Origin of the sequence: Bacteroides sp. OM08-11 (genome assembly GCF_003438665.1) — a bacterium.
Lineage (GTDB): Bacteria > Bacteroidota > Bacteroidia > Bacteroidales > Bacteroidaceae > Bacteroides > Bacteroides cutis.
Genome location: NZ_QSTJ01000003.1, coordinates 302200 through 322980 on the forward strand (window position 1 = coordinate 302200; position 20781 = coordinate 322980).

13 protein-coding genes are annotated in these 20781 nt (G+C 41.8%); 4 read left to right on the forward strand and 9 right to left on the reverse strand.

Annotated features, from left to right (window positions below; genetic code table 11):
• Nucleotides 1-46 precede the first annotated feature (46 nt).
• The 3 genes from DXC10_RS07765 to DXC10_RS07780 form a co-directional block, all read right to left on the reverse strand.
• Entirely contained in the window at nt 47-4087 is a 4041-nt protein-coding gene (locus DXC10_RS07765) for a hybrid sensor histidine kinase/response regulator transcription factor (protein WP_117737635.1), read from the reverse strand.
• Between the two features lie 604 nt (nt 4088-4691).
• Nucleotides 4692-4838 carry a hypothetical protein gene (locus DXC10_RS16310; protein ID WP_158557825.1) on the reverse strand — a complete coding sequence of 49 codons (147 nt, stop codon included), beginning with the start codon at nt 4836-4838 and terminating at the stop codon, nt 4692-4694.
• Nucleotides 4839-5114: 276 nt separating this feature from the next.
• Entirely contained in the window at nt 5115-6491 is a 1377-nt protein-coding gene (locus DXC10_RS07780) for a sulfatase (RefSeq protein ID WP_117737679.1), read from the reverse strand.
• Between the two features lie 160 nt (nt 6492-6651).
• Here DXC10_RS07780 and DXC10_RS07785 point away from each other — a divergent pair, with 160 nt between their 5' ends.
• The gene (locus DXC10_RS07785; RefSeq protein ID WP_117737636.1) at nt 6652-8832 is read left to right on the forward strand and encodes a DNA topoisomerase 3; all 2181 of its coding nucleotides are present in this window, start codon (nt 6652-6654) and stop codon (nt 8830-8832) included.
• On the opposite strand, the gene DXC10_RS07790 is transcribed toward DXC10_RS07785, so the two are convergent.
• The 3 genes from DXC10_RS07790 to aroC are packed head-to-tail and all read right to left on the reverse strand — an operon-like array spanning nt 8811 to nt 11820.
• Nucleotides 8811-9368, reverse strand: a complete 558-nt coding sequence (locus DXC10_RS07790) for an NUDIX hydrolase (protein WP_117737637.1) — start codon at nt 9366-9368, stop codon at nt 8811-8813. The genes DXC10_RS07785 and DXC10_RS07790 overlap by 22 nt on opposite strands.
• 18 nt (nt 9369-9386) lie before the next feature.
• Entirely contained in the window at nt 9387-10739 is a 1353-nt protein-coding gene (locus tag DXC10_RS07795; RefSeq protein WP_117737638.1) for a dipeptidase, read from the reverse strand.
• A 4-nt stretch (nt 10740-10743) separates the two neighbouring features.
• A complete protein-coding gene (gene aroC, locus DXC10_RS07800; RefSeq protein WP_101543938.1) occupies nt 10744-11820 on the reverse strand; it encodes a chorismate synthase in 1077 nt (358 codons plus the stop codon).
• Between the two features lie 517 nt (nt 11821-12337).
• Here aroC and DXC10_RS07805 point away from each other — a divergent pair.
• Nucleotides 12338-14218, forward strand: coding sequence for a PCMD domain-containing protein (locus tag DXC10_RS07805; RefSeq protein ID WP_101543941.1), 1881 nt, complete (start codon nt 12338-12340; stop codon nt 14216-14218).
• Nucleotides 14219-14396: 178 nt separating this feature from the next.
• Here the strand turns inward: DXC10_RS07805 and DXC10_RS07810 are convergent, their stop codons facing one another.
• Both DXC10_RS07810 and DXC10_RS07815 read right to left on the reverse strand, forming a co-directional pair.
• On the reverse strand, nt 14397-15179 hold the full coding sequence (locus tag DXC10_RS07810) for a porin family protein (protein ID WP_101543944.1): 783 nt from the start codon (nt 15177-15179) through the stop codon (nt 14397-14399).
• 2 nt (nt 15180-15181) lie between these two features.
• Nucleotides 15182-16285, reverse strand: a complete 1104-nt coding sequence (locus DXC10_RS07815) for a PCMD domain-containing protein (protein ID WP_117737639.1) — start codon at nt 16283-16285, stop codon at nt 15182-15184.
• Nucleotides 16286-16439: 154 nt separating this feature from the next.
• On the opposite strand from DXC10_RS07815, the gene DXC10_RS07820 reads away from it, so the two are divergent.
• Nucleotides 16440-17723, forward strand: coding sequence for a serine dehydratase subunit alpha family protein (locus DXC10_RS07820; RefSeq protein ID WP_101543947.1), 1284 nt, complete (start codon nt 16440-16442; stop codon nt 17721-17723).
• 90 nt (nt 17724-17813) lie between these two features.
• On the opposite strand, the gene DXC10_RS07825 is transcribed toward DXC10_RS07820, so the two are convergent.
• Entirely contained in the window at nt 17814-18392 is a 579-nt protein-coding gene (locus DXC10_RS07825; protein WP_101544243.1) for a peptidylprolyl isomerase, read from the reverse strand.
• Between the two features lie 554 nt (nt 18393-18946).
• On the opposite strand from DXC10_RS07825, the gene ilvD reads away from it, so the two are divergent.
• Nucleotides 18947-20749 carry a dihydroxy-acid dehydratase gene (gene ilvD, locus DXC10_RS07830; RefSeq protein ID WP_101543950.1) on the forward strand — a complete coding sequence of 601 codons (1803 nt, stop codon included), beginning with the start codon at nt 18947-18949 and terminating at the stop codon, nt 20747-20749.
• Nucleotides 20750-20781: the final 32 nt, after the last annotated feature.

The window sequence follows — 20781 nt, forward strand, 5'->3', positions numbered from 1 at the left end:
TTACCATTGTTTCACTTCTGTTGAATATAGTTTTAATTATGTATATTTACTTGATCTCTTTCCCTTTGGTATACTCTGATGGTAAACAGCCAAAGTATTTTTTGAAACTTGTAGCGAAGTAAGAAGGTGTATTAAATCCTACCATTGTACTGACTTCCGCTACGGTGTATCGTCCCTCTTTCAGTAGTTTACTTGCCTTGTTAAAACGCATCTTCCGGATAAATTCATTCGTCGATTCTCCTGTCAGAGCTTTCAATTTCAAGTGTAGATTGGAACGGCTCATACACATTTCGCGTGCAAATTCATCAGTAGAGAATTCTACATCATCCAAATGTTTCTCCATAATTTCTACCGCTTTTTTAAGTAGTTCCTCATCCATGGAATTGAGCGCAATCTTTTTCGGTTCGATATCCAGTGACTTGGAATAGTGTTCGATGGCACGATAACGTGTACGGAACAGGTTTCTGATTTTTGCTGTGATTACCGCCATGGAGAATGGTTTCGGAATGTAGTCATCTGCACCTACCTGTAGTCCTTCCAGTTGTTCCTTTATCTCGGTCTTAGCAGAAAGGATGATAACAGGAATATGACAAGTACGCAGGTTCTGCTTGATTTGTTTGCATAATTGCAGACCATTCATGACGGGCATCATTACATCGGTTAGTATCAGGTCAATTTTTTGCTCTTTTAATATACTGAATGCCTCCTCGCCATTCCCGGCTTTCAGTACGTGGTAGGTTTTGCTGAGTTCATCACACAGGTATTGCCGGATTTCCGTATTGTCTTCTACGATCAATATGTGCTCTTTTTCATGTTCATTGTCCACAGTGGTTTCAACTTCTTCTTTAGCAATTTCCGTATCGACTACATACATAGCTTGATTATTAGTTGTGTAGTTAGGTTGGTCTTCTTTCACCTCTTGTTCTGTAGCTCTTTCTTCGGGTTTATAGGCAGACTCTTTGGTTGGCAGATAGATGGTGAATGTACTTCCTGCACCTTCTTGGCTTTCCAGTTCGATATGTCCATGATGTAGTTCTACAAGACGTTGTACCAGCGACAGACCGATGCCACTGCCGATATGCTCATTGTCTACTTGATAGAAACGTTCGAATATTTTTCCCTGCTTGTCAATGGGTATTCCGTTACCTGTATCTTTTACTTGGAGTATTAACTGATTATCCTCTTCTTTCAAAGTGACAGTGACACTTTGTCCCTCGTCGGTATATTTGAAGGCGTTGGAAAGCAGATTATTCACAATAAGTTCCAAGTAATTGGGATCGCAAAGTACTTTTCTTCCTTCTACATTAGAATGAAAGTTATAAGTAATTCCTTTGCGTTGGGCTAATCGGTCGTAGAATAAGAAATCTTTTTCAATGACTTTGTGGATGAAATTGGATTTTACTTTAAGTCCGAATACTCCCAACTCCGCACGTCGGTAGTCCATTAATTGATTTACCAAATGTAGCAGGTGAGTGGTATTCCGTTGTACGTGTTCCAGTTGCTTGTGTATCCAGCGGTCACTAACGTTGTCCAGTACCTCTTGTAGAGGAGCTAGAATTAAAGTCAGCGGGGTTCGTAGTTCATGGGAAATGTTAATGAAGAAACGCAACTTCATTTCGTTCACCTCTTTCAGCCGTTCTTTGTCCACTCGTTCCATTTGTAACTGTGCTTCCATACTTTTTCGTAACCAGAAGTAACGGAAGATGAAAATCGTGATAGCAATGAATGCGATGGTAAACACTAAGATTGCCCACCATGTTTTATACCATACGGGTAGGACAATGATTTCCAATTCGGTAGGAACTTCATTCCATTTGCCGTCGCTGTTGGCTGCTTTCACCAAAAATAGATAAGTACCTTGTGGGAGGTTTGAGTAGGATACTGTACGTAGCGTACTTGAGTAGTACCATTCTTTGTCATAGCCTTTCAGCATATATGCAAATGTGTTGTGATCGCCTGAGATATAGTTGGATACTACGAAGTCCAGCGAGAACATGGATTGTCCGGCGCTCAAAGTAATGCTGTGCGTTTCACTGATGTTTTTTTTCAGTATTCCTGTTTCGTCACCTGGTTGAACGGTCTTGTTGAAGAGCCGCAAATGTGTGATGATTACCGGTGGAATATATGGATTATCCACCATCTGTTCGGGATAGAAAGTCGTGATGCCGTTGATACCTCCGAAATACATTTGTCCGTCTTTGGTTTGGTAACCGGCATTTTCCATAAACTGATTGCTTGGCAAGCCATCAGAAGCGATATAGTTTCTGAATTTTTCCGTTACCGGTTGCATGCAACTGAGTCCTTTGTTGGTACTTATCCAAAGTTTACCGAAGGAGTCCTCAAGAATGGCATGTATCACGTTGTTGGGGAGTCCGTGACGTGTGGTGTATTGTTTTACTTCTTTCTTATCTTCATCAAAACGGTAAAGTCCGCTACGTGTTCCTATCCAGAAGATACCATTGTGCGCTTCATATATGCAGTTAACGTATTTATTATTCAAGGAGTATTTTGCGGGTAATACCGGAGAAGCTGTCAATTCATTATTCTTTTCCTGATGTACAGCCAATCCTTTTTCACCTCCCAACCATAAACGATTTTTACTATCGCGCAATATCGTCATAATTCGTTCGGGTGTCATTGGCTGACCGTCTGCTTGCTTCTCAATACGAGTGAATATCTTGTTTTGGGGATTGAAACGCAATAGAATGTTCAAACCACTTAACCACAGTTCACCGTCCAGAGTAGGTTTAATGGCATAGATATTTTTAATTTCACGGTTATTCAGTGTTTCTATCCGTCCTGTATTGCGGTGTAGAATACTAAGACCGCCGGTATGTGTACCTATATACACTAAATTGTTCTTTTCGTCTACATAGAGTGCCTTGATATCATTGGATTCAAGTCCGTCTTTCATTGTATAATAGGTGAAACATTTGGTGTACTTATCATAATAATTTAAACCACCATTATTTGTTCCTATCCAAATGCCTTTTCCTTTTTCTTCTGTTATACAGTTTACGATACTATTGTTTAAAGAATTCTCATTTGTCTTGAATTGGATATTATGAAAACGGTTTTTTAAAGGATGATAATAATTTATGCCACCGAAATAAGTTCCCAACCACATACCTCCCTGTGAGTCCATGAAGATATTCCGTATAGAGGTTTGTGACAAACTACCGCTTATCGATAAGTCGCTGGTATAACTTTGAAAAGAATGATCTTTTTCATTATAAATATTCAGTGAGTTGATAGTGCCTACCCACAGTTTATTTTCAGAGTCGAGGGTAAGTGCCCGGATATAGTTTGAGCTGATACCGCCTTTTTCTCCCGGAGTATGGGAAAAATTGACAACATCATGAGTCTGAGGGTTAATAAGGAATAGGCCATCTCCTTCTGTACCCACCCATAGTTTGGTAGGAGACTCTTTTAAAATGGGACGGATATGTTTGCCTGCCAATATTTGAGGCATGATATTTATCAGTGTTTTCTGTGAGATTGAATAGACGAATGCGCCGTTGAAGCTACCTATATAAATGTCGTCTCCCTGCCTGTTGATACTTGAAGGTTTGATAGATGTGAGGGAAGCATGTAGCGGAGTATCGTTGAATTGTTGTGTCTCAGTGTCAAATAATAGTAATCCTTCTTCTTTACTCGAGAAAAGAAGCAACCGTTTTTCGTTGATTTCTACGATAGAGGATACCGGCAGTTTTTTGCCTTCTTTCTGATAGTAGAAATTATGGAAGTGATCTTTTTCTGTATCATAGAGAGAAAGGCCTTTTCCGGTTCCTATCCATAATCTGCCTTGTGAATCGACGATACAGGTACGGATAACATCGTTTCCTATACTATGTGGATTTTGCTCGTCATGTTGATAAACAGTGAAGTCGTAACCATCAAATTTATTGAGTCCGTCGTAAGTAGCAAACCACATATTTCCCTGTTTGTCCTGGGTGATGTCGAATATTGTGTTTTGTGACAATCCTTCGTTTACGCCAAGGTGGGTGAAACTGATACGTTCCGGTCTCTGCGCATAAGTAGGTAATAACAATAGGTTTACTATAAGGCATATAAGATATCTTACCATATTTGATGACTGATAGTGGTTGTTGGACAAAGATAGGGAATAAATCTCCACTTATCATTAAGTTATGGCATGAAAATGGAGATTTATTCCTTTACATTGAAGTTGGTATAACTTCTGTTTGTTGATAATCTTCAAGTATCGCAGTAACCCTTCCATGAAATAATAGTCGGCATACGAGAGTGATCCGTCCAGCTCACTGCTTCTAAGGAAGTTTCCGGTGGCATGCATCAGGATGAAGTTCTTGTGTGTTCCCGTTTTTTGCCAGATTAAGTACTGAGCTCCATCAGAGCTGATGCCATGATAGCGGTAGCCGAAGCATCCCGCATTGTAGAATGTTTGGGATCGGAATAGTCCCAGCCTGTTTTTGTGACAATATATTTCATTCAACCATCGACTGCCTTGTCCGTCAAGTTTATTTATACGTGGTTTCTTTCCAAGTGGATGCGCCCAATGCCTTTGATTTTGTATAATATAACGGGAGTATTTTGTTTCCTATGGGAGGAAACGGCTGTTTCTCCCTATGGAAACCCGCGTTTCCTTTTGCGGGAACTGCCGTTTCTCTACATGGGAACGGGCGTTTCTCTATATGGGAACCGACGTTTCTCTATATGGAAACCGGAGTGCCCTCCCATGGATACAGGAAGGACATCATTAAGGTGTATTTCCCATCAATGTTGGTGATGATACCGATATCGGTGCTACCTTTCAGAGTGATGTTGACGCCGATAACTTCCTTCCGAATGTTTTTCATATGGAGTTTATAGTATTATTTTGAACTTTTTCCTGTTGCTAAATTAAACTTTTTTGTCCTTTTCTCCTTTCTATCGTGTTTTGGGGATATTCCGTACTGTTAGATTTAACTTTCAGTTTTGTATCTTTGTCTTTCAATCCTGTATGAAGTTTGTGGGTATAAACAACAATGACAGCTACAGACATTCGTAGGGGGAATTTGCCTGGGCTGTCATTGATAAAGTAGAATATTACTGGTTAAGTTATCTCTCTTCTTTATACATTGTTGAGTAATTAACTATTTGGGAAGTATCTTTCCGGGAACATCATGTAACTTCGGACGTGTCGGCCGGATTTTATAAGTATTCATCCATTTTTCCAGAATGTCACGATGTTTTTGTGCCACTTCCTCGTAAGCGTTTTCCATCATGAGGTTTCTCATTTCACCCCGGTCGTTCTGCATGTCGAAAAGTTGTTCACGATGTCTGCCTTTGTCGTAAAGGACATATTTATATCGTTCGCTACGTACTGCCCAGCCTCTCGTCTTGCTGCCATCGAAACAGGTCTCTGTGATAACATAGTCCTGATGCGGATTTTGTGGATTTCCTTCTTCTACAACTTTACGGAAAGACTTGCCGACAGCACCTTGTGGCATCTTGGCACCTGCCCAGTCGCAGATGGTAGCGAAGAAATCAATCCCGTTGCTGATAAGTTGAGGTAATTGTTTACCTGCATGTTTCTTGCCGGGCAAAGTTATGATAAGAGGAATATTGATTACTTCCTCATACAAAGCCGACTTCTGGTTCCATCGGTGGGCACCGGTACCATCACCGTGATCACTGGAAAAGATTACAATCGTATTTTTCCAAAGATTGTTCTTGTCAATGGCATCGACAATCTTGCCTATTTCACGGTCCACCTTTTCCACCAGACGGTAGTAAGTGTAGCGATACATACGCCAGTCTTCCGGCGTGAAAGTAGCGGTAGGATAGACATTGAAATTATTGGCCCTTTCATTTTCAATGATATCGGCATCATACGGGTTCTTGGCAAAATTGGCGGGCAGTCCCGGACAATTACGTATTTCAGGTGTATCGATATTTCCATAAGGCAGATTTTGGCTGCGTGCATATTCGCAGACATTATGCGGATTGTCGTAAGAAGCCACCAGGAAGAAAGGCTTGTTGTGTTTGCGGGAAAGAAATTCTACACAAGCTTCGGCAAGTCCGTCATCACTATGTTTATAGATATTGTCGAAACCATATTGTTTGTCGGGAATATCGAGTTCGGGTACATGCCACTTGCCACCGTAGGCACATTCGTATCCGGCATTCTTTACCAATGTTCCCAGTGTTTGTGTCCTTAATGAATCAGGCATCGCTGCCCCGTTTACAGATAACCCCGCAGTACTGGGATAATGCCCTGTAAACATTGCCCCACGGGAAGGACCACTGAGTGGGGAAGTACAATAAGCGTTCGTAAACATCACACCGGCAGCGGCAAGTTTGTCAAGATTGGGGGTGTGTAAATCCGGATTGCCTGCACAACTCATGGCTTTGGCTGTGTGTTGGTCGGTGAAGATATAGATAATGTTAGGACGGTCGGCGGCAGAGGCCGCAGAAGAGCATAGCAGTGAAAAACATGCCAAATGCTTCATTGAAATTTGTTTTACCATATTATTAGTTTGAAATTTATCATTTTCCATCTTTGGCAAAATTACTCCTTTTCCCCTGTTTTCTCTATGCCAAATGTTTATTTAAATGTCAATTTTGTACAAGTTTCCTTGCCTTTCCCCCCTTTTTTGTACCTTTGCCATTCAAAACAACAAAAAGCAAATGATAGTTTGTATTGCCGAAAAGCCCTCTGTGGCGCGTGATATAGCCGATGTACTTGGAGCGAGAGATAAGAAGGATGGATACATCGAAGGAAACGGATACCAGGTAACCTGGACATTCGGTCACCTTTGTACGCTCAAAGAACCGCATGAATATACACCCAACTGGAAGTCGTGGAGTCTTGGGAGTTTACCTATGATCCCCCCTCGTTTCGGCATTAAGCTCATCAGTAATCCCACTTACGAGCGTCAGTTCAGTGTGATAGAGAACCTCATGCGGCATGCCGACATGATTATAAACTGCGGTGATGCCGGGCAAGAGGGGGAATTGATACAACGCTGGGTGATGCAGAAAGCTGGGGCGCGTTGCCCGGTGAAACGTCTGTGGATTTCTTCATTGACGGAAGAAGCCATCCGGGAAGGATTTGCCAAGTTGCGCGACGCTTCCGATTTCCAACCGTTGTATGAAGCGGGTTTGTCTCGTGCCATCGGCGACTGGTTGTTGGGAATGAATGCCACCCGTCTTTATACAATGAAGTACGGGCAAAACAGGCAGGTGCTTTCCATCGGGCGTGTACAGACACCTACATTGGCACTCATCGTAAATCGCCAACTGGAAATACAAAACTTCGTTCCCAAGCAATATTGGGAATTGAAAACAGTCTATCGCGACACTACTTTTTCCGCCATTCTCAAGAAAAGCGAAGAAGAACTGATACTGGAAGCCGAGAAGCAAAAAGAGAGTCCCTCTGCTGCCAAAGCCAAAAAGGAAGAGGAAAACCGGGGTATCGAACCGATTGCGGACAGAGAACGTGGGATGTCTTTGCTCGAACAAATCAAGAATTCTCCTTTTACCATAACCAACGTCACCAAGAAAAACGGTAAGGAAGCTCCGCTTCGCCTTTTCGACTTGACTTCCTTGCAGGTGGAATGTAATAAGAAGTTCGCCTTTTCTGCCGACGAGACGCTGAAAACCATTCAGTCATTATATGAAAAGAAGGTGGCTACTTATCCGCGTGTAGATACCACTTATCTGAGTGACGATATCTATCCCAAATGTCCCGGCATCTTGAAAGGATTGCGCGATTATGAAACTCTTACGGCTTCATTAGCGGGTACTACATTACCCAAGTCGAAGAAAGTTTTCGATAACTCCAAAGTCACCGATCACCACGCTATTATACCCACCGGACAGCATCCGCAGAATTTGACGGATATGGAACGCCGTGTGTTCGACCTGATAGCCCGTCGTTTTATAGCCGTATTCTATCCCGATTGTCTGTTTGCCACGACTACCGTATTGGGTGAGGTAGAAGGAATAGAATTTAAAGTAACCGGCAAGCAGATATTAGACCCGGGGTGGCGGGTTGTATTTGGCACTCCGTCGGCACAATCTCAGGAAGAGAAAGAAGAAAAGATTGGAGAAGAAGAAAATGTACTTCCGGCTTTCGTAGTAGGCGAAAGTGGTCCGCATATTCCCGATTTGTATGAAAAGTGGACGCAACCGCCCCGTCCTTATACCGAGGCGACTTTGCTGCGTGCCATGGAAACGGCAGGTAAATTGGTAGATAACGACGAACTGCGTGACGCGCTGAAAGAGAACGGCATCGGCCGCCCTTCCACACGTGCCGCCATTATAGAAACACTGTTCAAGCGTAACTATATCCGTAAGGAGAAAAAGAACTTGGTAGCAACTCCTACGGGGGTGGAACTGGTACAAATTATCCACGAAGAACTCTTGAAGTCCGCTGAACTGACGGGTATCTGGGAAAAGAAACTGCGTGAGATAGAAAAATGTACTTACAATGCCGGGCAATTCTTGGAAGAGCTGAAGCAGATGGTTACGGATGTAGTGATGAGTGTGCTCTCTGATAATAGCAACCGTCATATCACCATACAGGCGCCCGCCCCGGAAAAAGGCTCGAAGGCGACTACTGTGAAGGCTGCTGATGGCGACAAACCTAAAAAAGAACCGAAGAAAAGAGCTCCTCGGAAAACAACTGCCGAAAAGAAAACGGCGCAAACGCAAAGCGAAACGCCGTCTCCATCTGTTGTTCTGCAAGATGTTTTAGTCGGTCAGCCTTGCCCACTCTGTGGAAAAGGTACTATTATCAAAGGTAAAACAGCCTACGGTTGTTCCGAATGGAAAAACGGTTGTACCTACCGTAAAGCATTTAAGTAAATATATTTCCAAAGTGGCGCCGCCATTAACGCTTGCCTTACTTCCCCATTCTGTAATAACTTCTTTACTTCTGCGAGGGTAAGCAGGTGTACAGTCAGGCTTTCCGTATCTTCAAGGTGTTGCTCCGCAATTTTCTCCACATCGGTAGCCAGGAAACAATGGGTTATATTGGTGTGGGTACCCGGATTGGGAGAGATTTGCATAAATTCCTGCCACTCTCCGTTCCCGTAGCCCGTTTCTTCCAATAGTTCCCGTTGGGCGGAGACTAACGGAGAAGCATCTTCCTTTTCGCAGACTCCCGCACATAGTTCGTATGACGTTTCACGGATACCATGCCGGTATTGGCGGATGAAGACAAATTTGCCTTCCCGTGTGATGGCTATCGTATTCACCCAGTCGGGATACTCCAATATATAATAAGAAGGGATGTGATTACCGTTCGGCAATACTACATGATCCTTGCGCACCGTGAGCCACGGTGTTTTATGCAGATATTCACTGGAAATCACTTTCCAAGGTTCATTGGGATCTTCCATACTTAAGAAACTTTCATTTTAGTAATTCAGATGAAACTCTACAACTGCTTCAATGCCTTTTCTCATAATATCCAACGGAATATTTTCGTTGGGCGAGTGAATGGCGTTTGACTCCAGTCCAAATCCCATCAATACCGTCTTGATACCCAATACTTGCTCAAACGTAGAGATGATGGGAATGCTTCCTCCACGGCGTACCGCCAGCGGTTTCTTTCCGAATGCTTTGGTAAATCCCTTTTCGGCAGCCTGATAGGCGGGCAATGTAATAGGACATACATATCCCTGCCCACCGTGCATCGGCGTTACTTTTACCTGAACGGTATCAGGGGCAATACTCATGATATAATCTGCAAATAACTGTGATATTTTGTGATGATCCTGATGAGGAACCAACCGGCACGATACCTTGGCGTATGCCTTTGACGGGAGTACCGTCTTTGAACCTTCACCCGTATATCCGCCCCAGATGCCGCAAACATCGAAAGACGGACGGCAACTGTTACGCTCCAGCGTACTGTATCCCTTTTCTCCAAAAAGAGACTTCACACCGATTGCCTTTTTGTATTTATCTTCGTCGAAGGGGATGTGTGCAATCATTTCCCGTTCTGCCTGCGGAACCTCTTCCACGTCATCATAGAAACCGGGAACGGTGATACGTCCATCGGCATCTGTCACTTTACTTATCATTTGGCAAAGCACATTGATCGGATTGGCCACCGCACCACCGAAATGTCCAGAGTGCAGGTCACGGTTCGGACCGGTAACTTCTATTTCCCAATAGGCCAATCCCCGCAGTCCGGTGGTCAGTGAAGGCAGGTCTGTGCCCAGCATACTGGTATCCGAAACCAGTATGACGTCTGCTTTCAGCAGCTCTTTATGTTCTTTGCAGAAACCTTCCAGACTGGGTGAACCGATTTCTTCTTCTCCTTCAAATATGAATTTTACATTGTGAGTCAGCAGGCTATTCTTTACCAGATACTCAAAAGCCTTTACCTGTATAAACGATTGTCCTTTGTCATCATCTGCACCGCGTGCCCAGATATGTCCGTCGCGTATCTCCGGTTCAAAGGGGTTACTCTTCCAAAGTTCCAAAGGTTCGGCAGGCATTACGTCATAATGTGCATATATCAATACCGTTTTAGCTTCCGGGTCTATCATCTTTTGTCCGAATACGATCGGATTTCCTGCCGACGGCATCACGAGGGCCTCATCCGCTCCTGCTTCCAGCAACAATTGCGCCCAACGTTCCGCGCATGCCAGCATATCGTCATGATGTTCGGGTTTTGCACTGATACTGGGAATACGGATAAGACTGAACAACTCTTCCAGCATCTTAGGCTCGTTCTCGGATATATATTTCTTTATTTCCATAAGGTTACAGTTGTGTGGTGCGGTCTATCAAATAATAATCAAGTAGCGTCATCGCCGTCATAGCTTCCACAATAGGCACAGCACGGGGTAAAACGCATGGATCATGGCGTCCGCGTGCCTTGAGAGTAGTGTCTATGCCATCCATATTCACGGTATGTTGTTCCATCAGTACCGTTGCCACCGGTTTAAAGGCTACGCGGAAATAAATGTCCTGTCCGTTGCTGATGCCTCCTTGAATACCTCCGGAATGGTTGGTAAGTGTTTCAATACGTCCGTTATTATTATAGAATACGTCGTTTTGTTCCGAACCTTTCATCTTCAGACCTTTGAACCCCTCGCCATATTCGAATGCTTTTGCTGCGTTGATACTGAGCATACCGGCGGCAAGGGCGGACTGAAGTTTACCGTAAATCGGTTGTCCCAAACCGATAGGGCATCCTTTGACAACACATGTCACTACGCCGCCGATAGTATCGCCTTCCCCTTTTATCTTGAAGATGAGTTCTTCCATTTCTTTTGCCTTTTCCGGGTCGGGACAACGCACCGGGTTAGTCTCAATTAAGTCGAGATCATACGCTGTATAGTTATTTTCTAATTTGATGGGGCCTACCTGCGACGTATATGCGGTGATTTGTATGCCCAGTTGTTTTAACGCAATTTTGGCCAATGCGCCTGCCACCACGCGAGAGATTGTTTCACGGGCAGAAGAACGTCCGCCTCCCCGATGATCGCGAATGCCGTATTTCACCTTATAAGTATAGTCGGCATGAGAGGGACGATAAATTTCCTTCAAATTGTTATAATCATTGGAGTGTTGGTTTTCGTTCCATACGATGAAACCAATGGGACAACCTGTAGATTTCCCTTCGAATATACCCGAAAGGAATTCTACTTTGTCAGATTCTTTACGCGAGGTAGTGATACGCGATTGTCCGGGACGACGGCGATCGAGTTCTGCTTGTACAAAATCCATATCAATGGTAATACCTGCCGGAAATCCATCTATTACACCTCCGATACCTTTACCGTGTGATTCTCCAAAACTTGTAAGGCGGAGAATATTGCCGAATGAGTTGAACATATCAATTGCTTTAAGGGTTTATATATGAAGTTAATGTGCCAATATAACCTGGATAAAAGGCTTTTGACTCATTAAAGGTAACAATTAATTTTGTAAAACGTTGCAAAAATGATAATAAATCTCTCTTTTTCCTTTTTGGGGGATATAAAAAATATCTGTCAGTTATAGGGAAAATATATTTCTTGTGAAAGAAAAAAGTTTCCCATCATGCTAAGTAAATTGTAAATGAAGCTTTTGTTTATAGTTTATATTGTAAAAACGAAAGTTTTTGAAGGGCTTGAAGTAGGTTTTACTTGAACTTATGTGTCTTTTTGCTGGATATGAATAGAATTAGTTTGTATAGTAACTCAGGATATATAGTCTGGGAATTTATTGTGATATTAAAAAAAGAACATCCTTTTTATAGAAAAGACCTTGTGAAGGTTATGTAAAAAGTGTTACTTTGCGCCTTTGTATAAAAAGAGAAAATAAACTGCTTCTTATATAGGAGTATTCTATTAACTAAACAAGTATTTATATGAAAAAAAAATTGTTTTATTTGTTTGCATTGATCTGTTCAATGAGTCTGTTCATTGCTTGTAGCGATGATGAAAAACCGGAAGTTCCACCTACTGTTGAAGATATTGTAGCGGAATATTCAGGAGATGATTTGAAACTGACAGTTAGTGGAGCAGAAACTACTGAAGGTGCTAAGATTGAACTTGCTAAAGGTGAAAGTACTGATAAAGTAACTATTATTCTGAGTAATATTGTTCCGGGTGTTGAAGAATTTAAAATTCCTAATGCAACTTTTGCCGCAGAAACCAGAAGTATGTATATTAGTAAATTATCCGGTGAGATGTCAGATGATGTTTCCGGATATAATGTGAAGGTTGAAGGTACGGTTGATGAAAAAGTATTGACGGCTGATGTTACTTTGACCGAGATTGAGGGTGATATAGTGAATGTGACTTCCTTTTATAAGAAGGTATATAGAGGTGATATGAACATTGATGTTTCCAACATTCCTAATCCTGTAAGCATGGTGCAGCGTGTATATATTGAGAAACCATATTCTTATAAAATGGAAAAGAGAGATACTGCAATGGTAAAATTGCACATTAAAAACTTTGCTTTTGAGGATATAGCGTTGGGTGATATCAATGTAGATACTATTCCTGTAGTGAAGAGAGGCGATGTATATGGTTTTGAAGCAAAAGGCAGAAAAATTAAATTACAAGACCCCATAGGTGAAGTGACTGCTAATTTGAAAGGTGCCATTATTGGTGACGATATGACGTTGGCACTGGATATTGATGCGTTGGGTATGTTGAAAGTAAAGGTCGCTTTCAAGGGGGTAAATGTAGTTGAAAGTCAGACTGTAAGTATGGAAGAAATGACTATTACGAGTAATGTAATTATGGGGCAAGAGACGGCGTCAGGTTCATTAACGTTAAAAGTTTGGGGAGACACTCCCGATCAAGATTTACTTTTGACCCCTAAATACAAGATTAGCGATAATGGTACCGTAGGATACATTTTGTTACATAGAGACGGTCAGGAAGATGTATATTTGTCTCAAGATCAGGTGGATGGTAAGAAACCGATTGATTTCTCCGTATTAAAGAGCAAGGATGACTACATTCAATATCACATGTTGGCGGAAGACCCTAATGTTTCGAAAGACTATACAATTTATGTGGAGCGCTGGCTTGTGAATTTTACTTTTGATATGAAAGAATGGGTAGATGGAAATCCGAAGGGATTGACTTCGTCAAACGGGGCAGCCGAACTTTTGCCTTGGATGGGAATTAACTTGCCGGCTCCGGGTGCTCCGGTTACTAAGGCTGAAGATGGTTCTGCCCGTATCACCACCTTTAAGACTCTGAATAAGGCAGGGGCTAATCCTACTCTGATACCTGCCATAACATCAGGGACGTTGTTTTCAGGAGACTTTGAAATAGATACGAAGAATACACTGAAGAGTACCAAGTTTGGTGTCCCTTATAAAAATGCGAAACCTGTAAACTTTAAGTTTAAGTATAAATATACTCCGGGTGAAACTGTATATCAAAGTGTAGAAGAAAATAAAAAGAATGTAGCCAAAGTTGTTGAAGGTAAGGTAGATGAGTGCTCTATTGCTGCTTATCTATATGAAGTAAGTGATTACAGCGAGACTTTGGATGGTACTAACATCAATACATCCGAGAAAGTTATTTTGAGAGCTGCATTGGCTGATGGAACAGCTAAAAATGATTATGTAGAAGTGACTGTGCCGTTTGAGGAAATTGGAAATGGTTCTTATGATGCTTCTAAAAAATATAAATTGGCTATTGTTTGTACTCCGAGTAAATGGGGAGATCAATTTATGGGAGCTGATTTGAGTAGCTTGTATGTGAAATATTTGGCTGTAGAGTAAATATCTTGCAAGACATGATTTAAGAAATTTCCCTTACGCGATGCGGTTCAATTGCATGCGTAAGGGGAATTATTGTAGATATTACTTATAATCTATGGAATAAAAAGTCCCGACTAATTATAAGCGGGACTTTTTTTATTACGTTATTAATCAAATCCAGATAGAATATTCTAAACATTTAGAATGCATATCCAAACCCTGCATTCAGATAAATAGGATACATATTGAATGAAATTGTTTTGAAATCTTTCTTAAAGATGTTATTCAATCCCCAAACAATGTCTCCATGTACAGTAAGGCGTTTGAACGCTTTCCAATTAACTCCTACTTGTACACCCCATTGGAATGTACGCAGATCTTCCGAGAAATCATAAGGAGCAGTATTCTCATCTTTAAATTCAACTTTGGTTCCTGTGGGGTCACCTTTTCTTAAATATCCTTCGGAAACATAACCATTGAAATCACCGCTTGTTTTAAATGAGATATAAGGACCGGCACTAAGTTTTACGCGTTTGCTAAGTTGGTAAGCAGCCAATACTGGTATAGAAAAATAAGAAGCTCTGAATTTTGTTTTTACTTTTCCTGTCCAATTTCCTGAAAGTCGTTCACCACCATCACCAATGATTTCCATCCCATAATTTTTAACACGTGCATTGGCTTCCATTCCTTTATTCTCAAGTCGAAGCCCCAGTATCATACCCCATTTCTTTTGTTTACCGAGCCATTTTGTAATTTGTCCTTCAAGTGCCAGATTGACATTGGGACTATATCCTGTTAAAGCTCTGATTTCTTCAGGTAAAGGTAAGGGAGTGGCGCCACCTACATTAATACCAGCTCTGACTTCATATTCCAACCCATGTAGGGCAGACCAGATAATTCCATGATTGCGATCTTCTTGTGCCTGTAGTTTTACTACTGTGCCGATAAATGCCAAGCAAAAAAGTAATATATATCTTTTCATATTTATTCGTTTACATTGTCTGTATAACTCAATTCTACTTCGTCGATATATAAAGTACTACCGACTGCTCCTTCAAATAAATCTCCTTTTATACTTGAGGAGAATACAATAGCCAAATTATATTTTCCATCATCCAACTTTTGAAGATCTACAGTCTTACCTGGTTGTGTGATGAATGGAATATTAAATTCTGTCCATTGATCGGTTTCTTTTGCATTGTTGATACGTGCAATAGAAATGATTTTTGGGCTTGTAAATATGTTTGTTCCATCCAGCGTTTTTACGTAGTCGTCCGTTTCATAGAATACACCGTAAATGTCGCAAATATCTTTTCTATCGGAAACCGGTTTTCCGTCTACAGTGAATTCTGTTCCGGCTTTATATTTATAGTAACCTTTGAGTGAAGTTGGAATATGAGTGAAAGGAACACCAAATTTAGTCGCTTTTACTACCTCTGGAATAACAATCTTGAAACTACCGGTAAATAAGTTTCCGGCAGCAATGTACATTTTGAGTTTAGCACCTAAATCACCTGTACTTTTTGTTGTTAGTTTTACGCAATTCCCTTTTACTCCATTAGGAGCGGGACTGGTTGGATAATCATTCGGTTCGGCCTTTACACCTGTATAATCGAAACCCTCGTTGGCGTTAGTCCAATTCAGATAATTACCTATAGCATCTGTTTCCCTGAAGTTGTAGTATATGGTTTCTCCATTTTTATTTTTATACGGAATTGTCTCTTCAAAATGGTAAGAAGTTGGAATACCGGAAAATATAGCGCTTACTTCATATACTTTCTTCCAGTTTTTATCTTGTGAAGTAACTGTATATTTCTGTGGGTTGGTAAAGTCACGTACAGTTCCACTTGCGGGTTCGATGGTTGCACCTTCTGTTAGCGTAAATTCGGGAGCAAGTTTTGTAATATCCGCTCCTTTTTTTAAGGGTAAAACAATTTGCTCATTTCCAACAATAGGGTCACGGTTCAACACATCACCCGGAACTGTACAGCTTTCTATATCTGCTTCCGCATTTGGGGCCTCATCTTGAATACATGATACCGCTACGAAGCCTAAAAAGAGATAGGCTATCAGATTTTTAAGTCTCATACTTTTCTGTTTAGTTAATAACTGTTTGCTAATTAAAGTCTTTACAACTTTATGAAAACGAAATTTTGCCGACAAAGTTAGGTTTCTTTTTTGTAATTAAAGTATTTCTCCAATCCTTTTTGCTATTTTTGCATGATAAAAACCTGAAGAAGTGATGACAGAAACCGAAAGAAAGCGAATAATAGAGTTGGTAAAATGCGAGGTTATTCCGGCAATCGGGTGTACCGAGCCCATTGCGGTGGCTCTTTGTGTGGCAAAAGCTGCTGAAACATTGGGTATGAAACCGGAAAAGGTAAATGTTTTGCTGAGTGCTAATATCCTGAAGAATGCTATGGGGGTAGGGATACCCGGTACGGGAATGATAGGGTTGCCTATTGCAGTGGCTTTGGGGGCGTTGATCGGTAAATCCGAGTATCAACTGGAAGTATTGAGAGACAGCACGCCGGATGCGGTAAAAGAGGGAAAACGCTTTATGGATGAAAAGCGTATACACATATCTTTAAAGGAGAATGTCGAGGAGAAACTTTATATTGAGGTATGTTGCGAGACGGGAAAGGATAAAGCTACCGCTATTATAGCCGGGGGACATACTAATTTTATATATATAGCCCGGAATAATGATATTCTGTTGAATAAGCAAAATACAAATAACGGAGGAAAGGAGGAACAGACTGTAGATTTAAACTTGCGTAAAGTTTATGATTTTGCCATGACGGCTCCTTTAGAGGAGATCAGTTTTATTTTGGAGACCGCCCGTTTGAATAAAGCGGCTGCCGAACGTTCGTTTGAAGGGGATTTTGGACATGGGCTGGGAAAGATGTTGCGTGGCACATATGAACATAAAGTGATGGGAGACAGTGTGTTCTCTCATATTTTGTCTTATACATCAGGAGCGTGTGATGCCCGTATGGCAGGTGCCATGATACCCGTTATGAGTAATTCGGGAAGTGGTAACCAGGGGATATCTGCTACATTACCAGTACTGGTTTATGCTGAAGAAAATGAAAAATCAGAGGAAGAATTAATTCGTGCGTTGATGTTGAGTCATCTGACGGTAATTTATATCAAGCAAAGTTTGGGACGTCTGTCTGCTTTGTGTGGTTGTGTGGTAGCTGCCACCGGTTCCAGTTGTGGTATTACCTGGCTGATGGGCGGTACGTATGAGCAAGTGGCTTTTGCCGTTCAGAATATGATTGCCAATCTTACCGGAATGATTTGTGACGGTGCCAAACCGAGTTGTGCTTTGAAAGTGACTACGGGGGTGGCTACTGCTGTCCTTTCTGCTATTATGGCGATGGAGAACCGTTGTGTTACTTCTGTAGAAGGTATCATTGATGAGGATGTGGACCAGAGCATTCGTAATCTGACCAAGATTGGTTCAAAAGGAATGAATGAGACTGATAGACTGGTGCTGGAAATAATGACGGGGAAAAATTAGAAAATTGAGAATTAAAAAATAAGAGCTACGCTGTTTAAGTTAATTATTATTCGAACATTGCGCAGCTCTTATTTTTTAATTCTCAATTTCTTAATGGCAGCATCCTTCACCACATCCATGATCGTGGTCACCACATCCTCCGCCACAGTCATCACAACCGCAACTACAACCACCCCCACTCATCATACGGGCAACTTCTGCCAGTTCTTCGTTGGTAGCCGGACGGCTTTCAACGACCTCACCGGTAAAGTTCAGGTCACAACCTGCTAAAGGATGATTCATGTCCATTACAACTACGTCTTCCTTGACTTCTACTACACTTCCGTTGATGCGTTGTCCTTCAGCGGTCATCAAAGGAATAACTGCTCCTTCAATTACGCGTTCGTCATCGAATTTACCTTCAACAACGAAAATGTCTTTGGGGAGATCTATAACGTGTTCGTCATCGTATGCTCCGTATGCTTCGTCAGCCGGAATTGTGAAATCGAATTTATCACCCGGCTTCAAATCTTTTACTTGGTTCTCGAAAGCTTCCAAAGTTAAACCCAAACCGGAAATGAACTGGAAGGGATGGTCTGCGGATGCTTCTTCCTCAAAATCTCTTTCTCCGTCTTCGATTGAGTACAGCTTATATGCTACGGTGATGTACTTGTTTTCTACTGTTTCCATTAATTCTTGTTCTTTATTAATTATCAAACTTCTTCCTTTTAATATAGAAAGGAGTGACAAAGATAGTGCAATTTGAATGCAGAATAAAATATGCGGGCTTATTTTTTTATGTTGGAGTACAGCTTTATCTTTACTTTCAAGCAAAGATAAGGGCAATTTGTCGTTAATCAGAGGGTGTATAATAAAAAATGTAAGTAAGTTATATTTGAGCACAGAAAATAGATCTATTGGTGATAAAATAAGATTTAAAGACTCTGTTTCCTTACGATTATTCATGTTTTTCTTATTTTTTTCTTCAATTTGTTTGGAGTTTATAAAAAAGCATTTACCTTTGCAGCACAATTAAGCGGAATAACAACGAAGAATTTTAAAGATATTATAAGTTATGAATTTACATACATCTATTAACCTGGCAGTCTTGCATATTATTCGCGTCGTGGTCGTGGCATCAAGAGCGTGAGAGAGGTTATGTATGTATATGTACGTTATAAGATATTTATTAAGCCTTTCTCACTTGTGAGGGAGGCTTTTTTCATTAAAAGGAGATAGATAAGATGAAACATCAGTTACGCAGTTCGTTCAGCACACAAGGTCGCCGTATGGCAGGGGCTCGTGCATTGTGGACAGCCAATGGTATGAAGAAAGAACAGGTGGGCAAACCCATCATCGCAATAGTTAACTCGTTTACACAATTTGTTCCCGGTCATGTACATCTGCATGAAATAGGTCAGTTTGTAAAGGAGGAGATAGAAAAATTGGGATGCTTTGCCGCTGAATTCAACACCATTGCCATTGATGACGGTATCGCTATGGGACATGACGGCATGTTGTATTCGCTGCCTTCACGTGATATCATTGCAGATAGCGTGGAATATATGGTGAATGCGCATAAAGCGGATGCGATGGTTTGTATCAGTAACTGCGATAAGATTACTCCGGGGATGCTGATGGCTGCCATGCGGTTGAATATTCCTACTGTATTTGTTTCCGGTGGCCCGATGGAGGCCGGTGAATGGAATGGGCGACATCTGGATTTGATTGACGCCATGATTAAATCGGCCGATGAAAGCGTGAGCGATAAAGAGGTTGCCAAGATTGAGCAACACGCTTGCCCTACTTGTGGATGTTGTTCCGGTATGTTTACGGCTAATTCGATGAACTGCCTGAACGAGGCAATCGGGTTGGCTTTGCCCGGTAACGGTACGATTGTAGCTACCCATGAAAATCGTAAGAAACTGTTCAAGGATGCCGCTAAGTTAATCGTAGAAAATGCCTATAAATATTATGATGAGGGGGACGAAAGTGTATTGCCCCGCAGTATCGCTACCCGTCAGGCCTTCTTGAATGCCATGACATTGGATATCGCCATGGGAGGTTCTACCAATACGGTACTTCATCTATTGGCAGTGGCTCATGAAGCCGAAGCAGATTTCAATATGGATGATATTGACAAGTTGTCCCGCAAGACTCCCTGTTTGTGCAAAGTAGCGCCGAATACCCAGAAATATCATGTACAGGATGTGAATCGTGCCGGGGGTATCGTTGCCATTATGGCGGAACTGGCTAAAGCCGGTTTGGTAGATACGAGCGTAGGGCGCGTAGATGGAATGACGTTGGCTGAGGTGATTGATCAATATTGCATTACCAGTCCGAATGTTTGTAAAAAAGCGATTAGGAAATACTCCAGTGCACCCGGTGGAAAATTCAATCTGGAACTGGGTTCACAAGATGCAGTTTATAAGGAATTGGATACTGACCGTGCCGAAGGTTGTATTCGCGATTTGGAACACGCATACAGTAAGGATGGCGGGTTGGCCGTTTTGAAAGGTAACATCGCTCAAGATGGTTGTGTTGTGAAGACGGCAGGTGTGGACGAAAACATTTGGAAATTCACCGGCCCGGCTAAAGTCTTTGATTCGCAAGAAGCGGCTTGTGAGGGGATATTGGGAGGAAAGGTCGTCAGTGGTGATGTAGTCGTCATTACCAATGAGGGACCCAAAGGTGGTCCGGGCATGCAAGAAATGCTTTATCCTACCTCTTATATCAAGTCCCGTCATTTAGGCAAGGAATGTGCATTGATTACTGATGGACGTTTCAGTGGTGGTACTTCCGGTCTGAGTATCGGACATATTTCTCCTGAAGCGGCAGCCGGGGGGAATATTGGTAAAATTCAGGATGGTGACATTATCGAAATCGATATACCTAACCGTTCTATCAATGTAAAACTGACGGATGAAGAACTTGCTGCACGTCCTATGACGCCGGTAACACGTGATCGGGAAGTATCGAAAGCACTGAAAGCATACGCCAGCATGGTGAGTTCGGCAGATAAGGGGGCAGTAAGGTTGATTGACTAATGAATATATAAAAACGAGTTTCAATCGTAAAT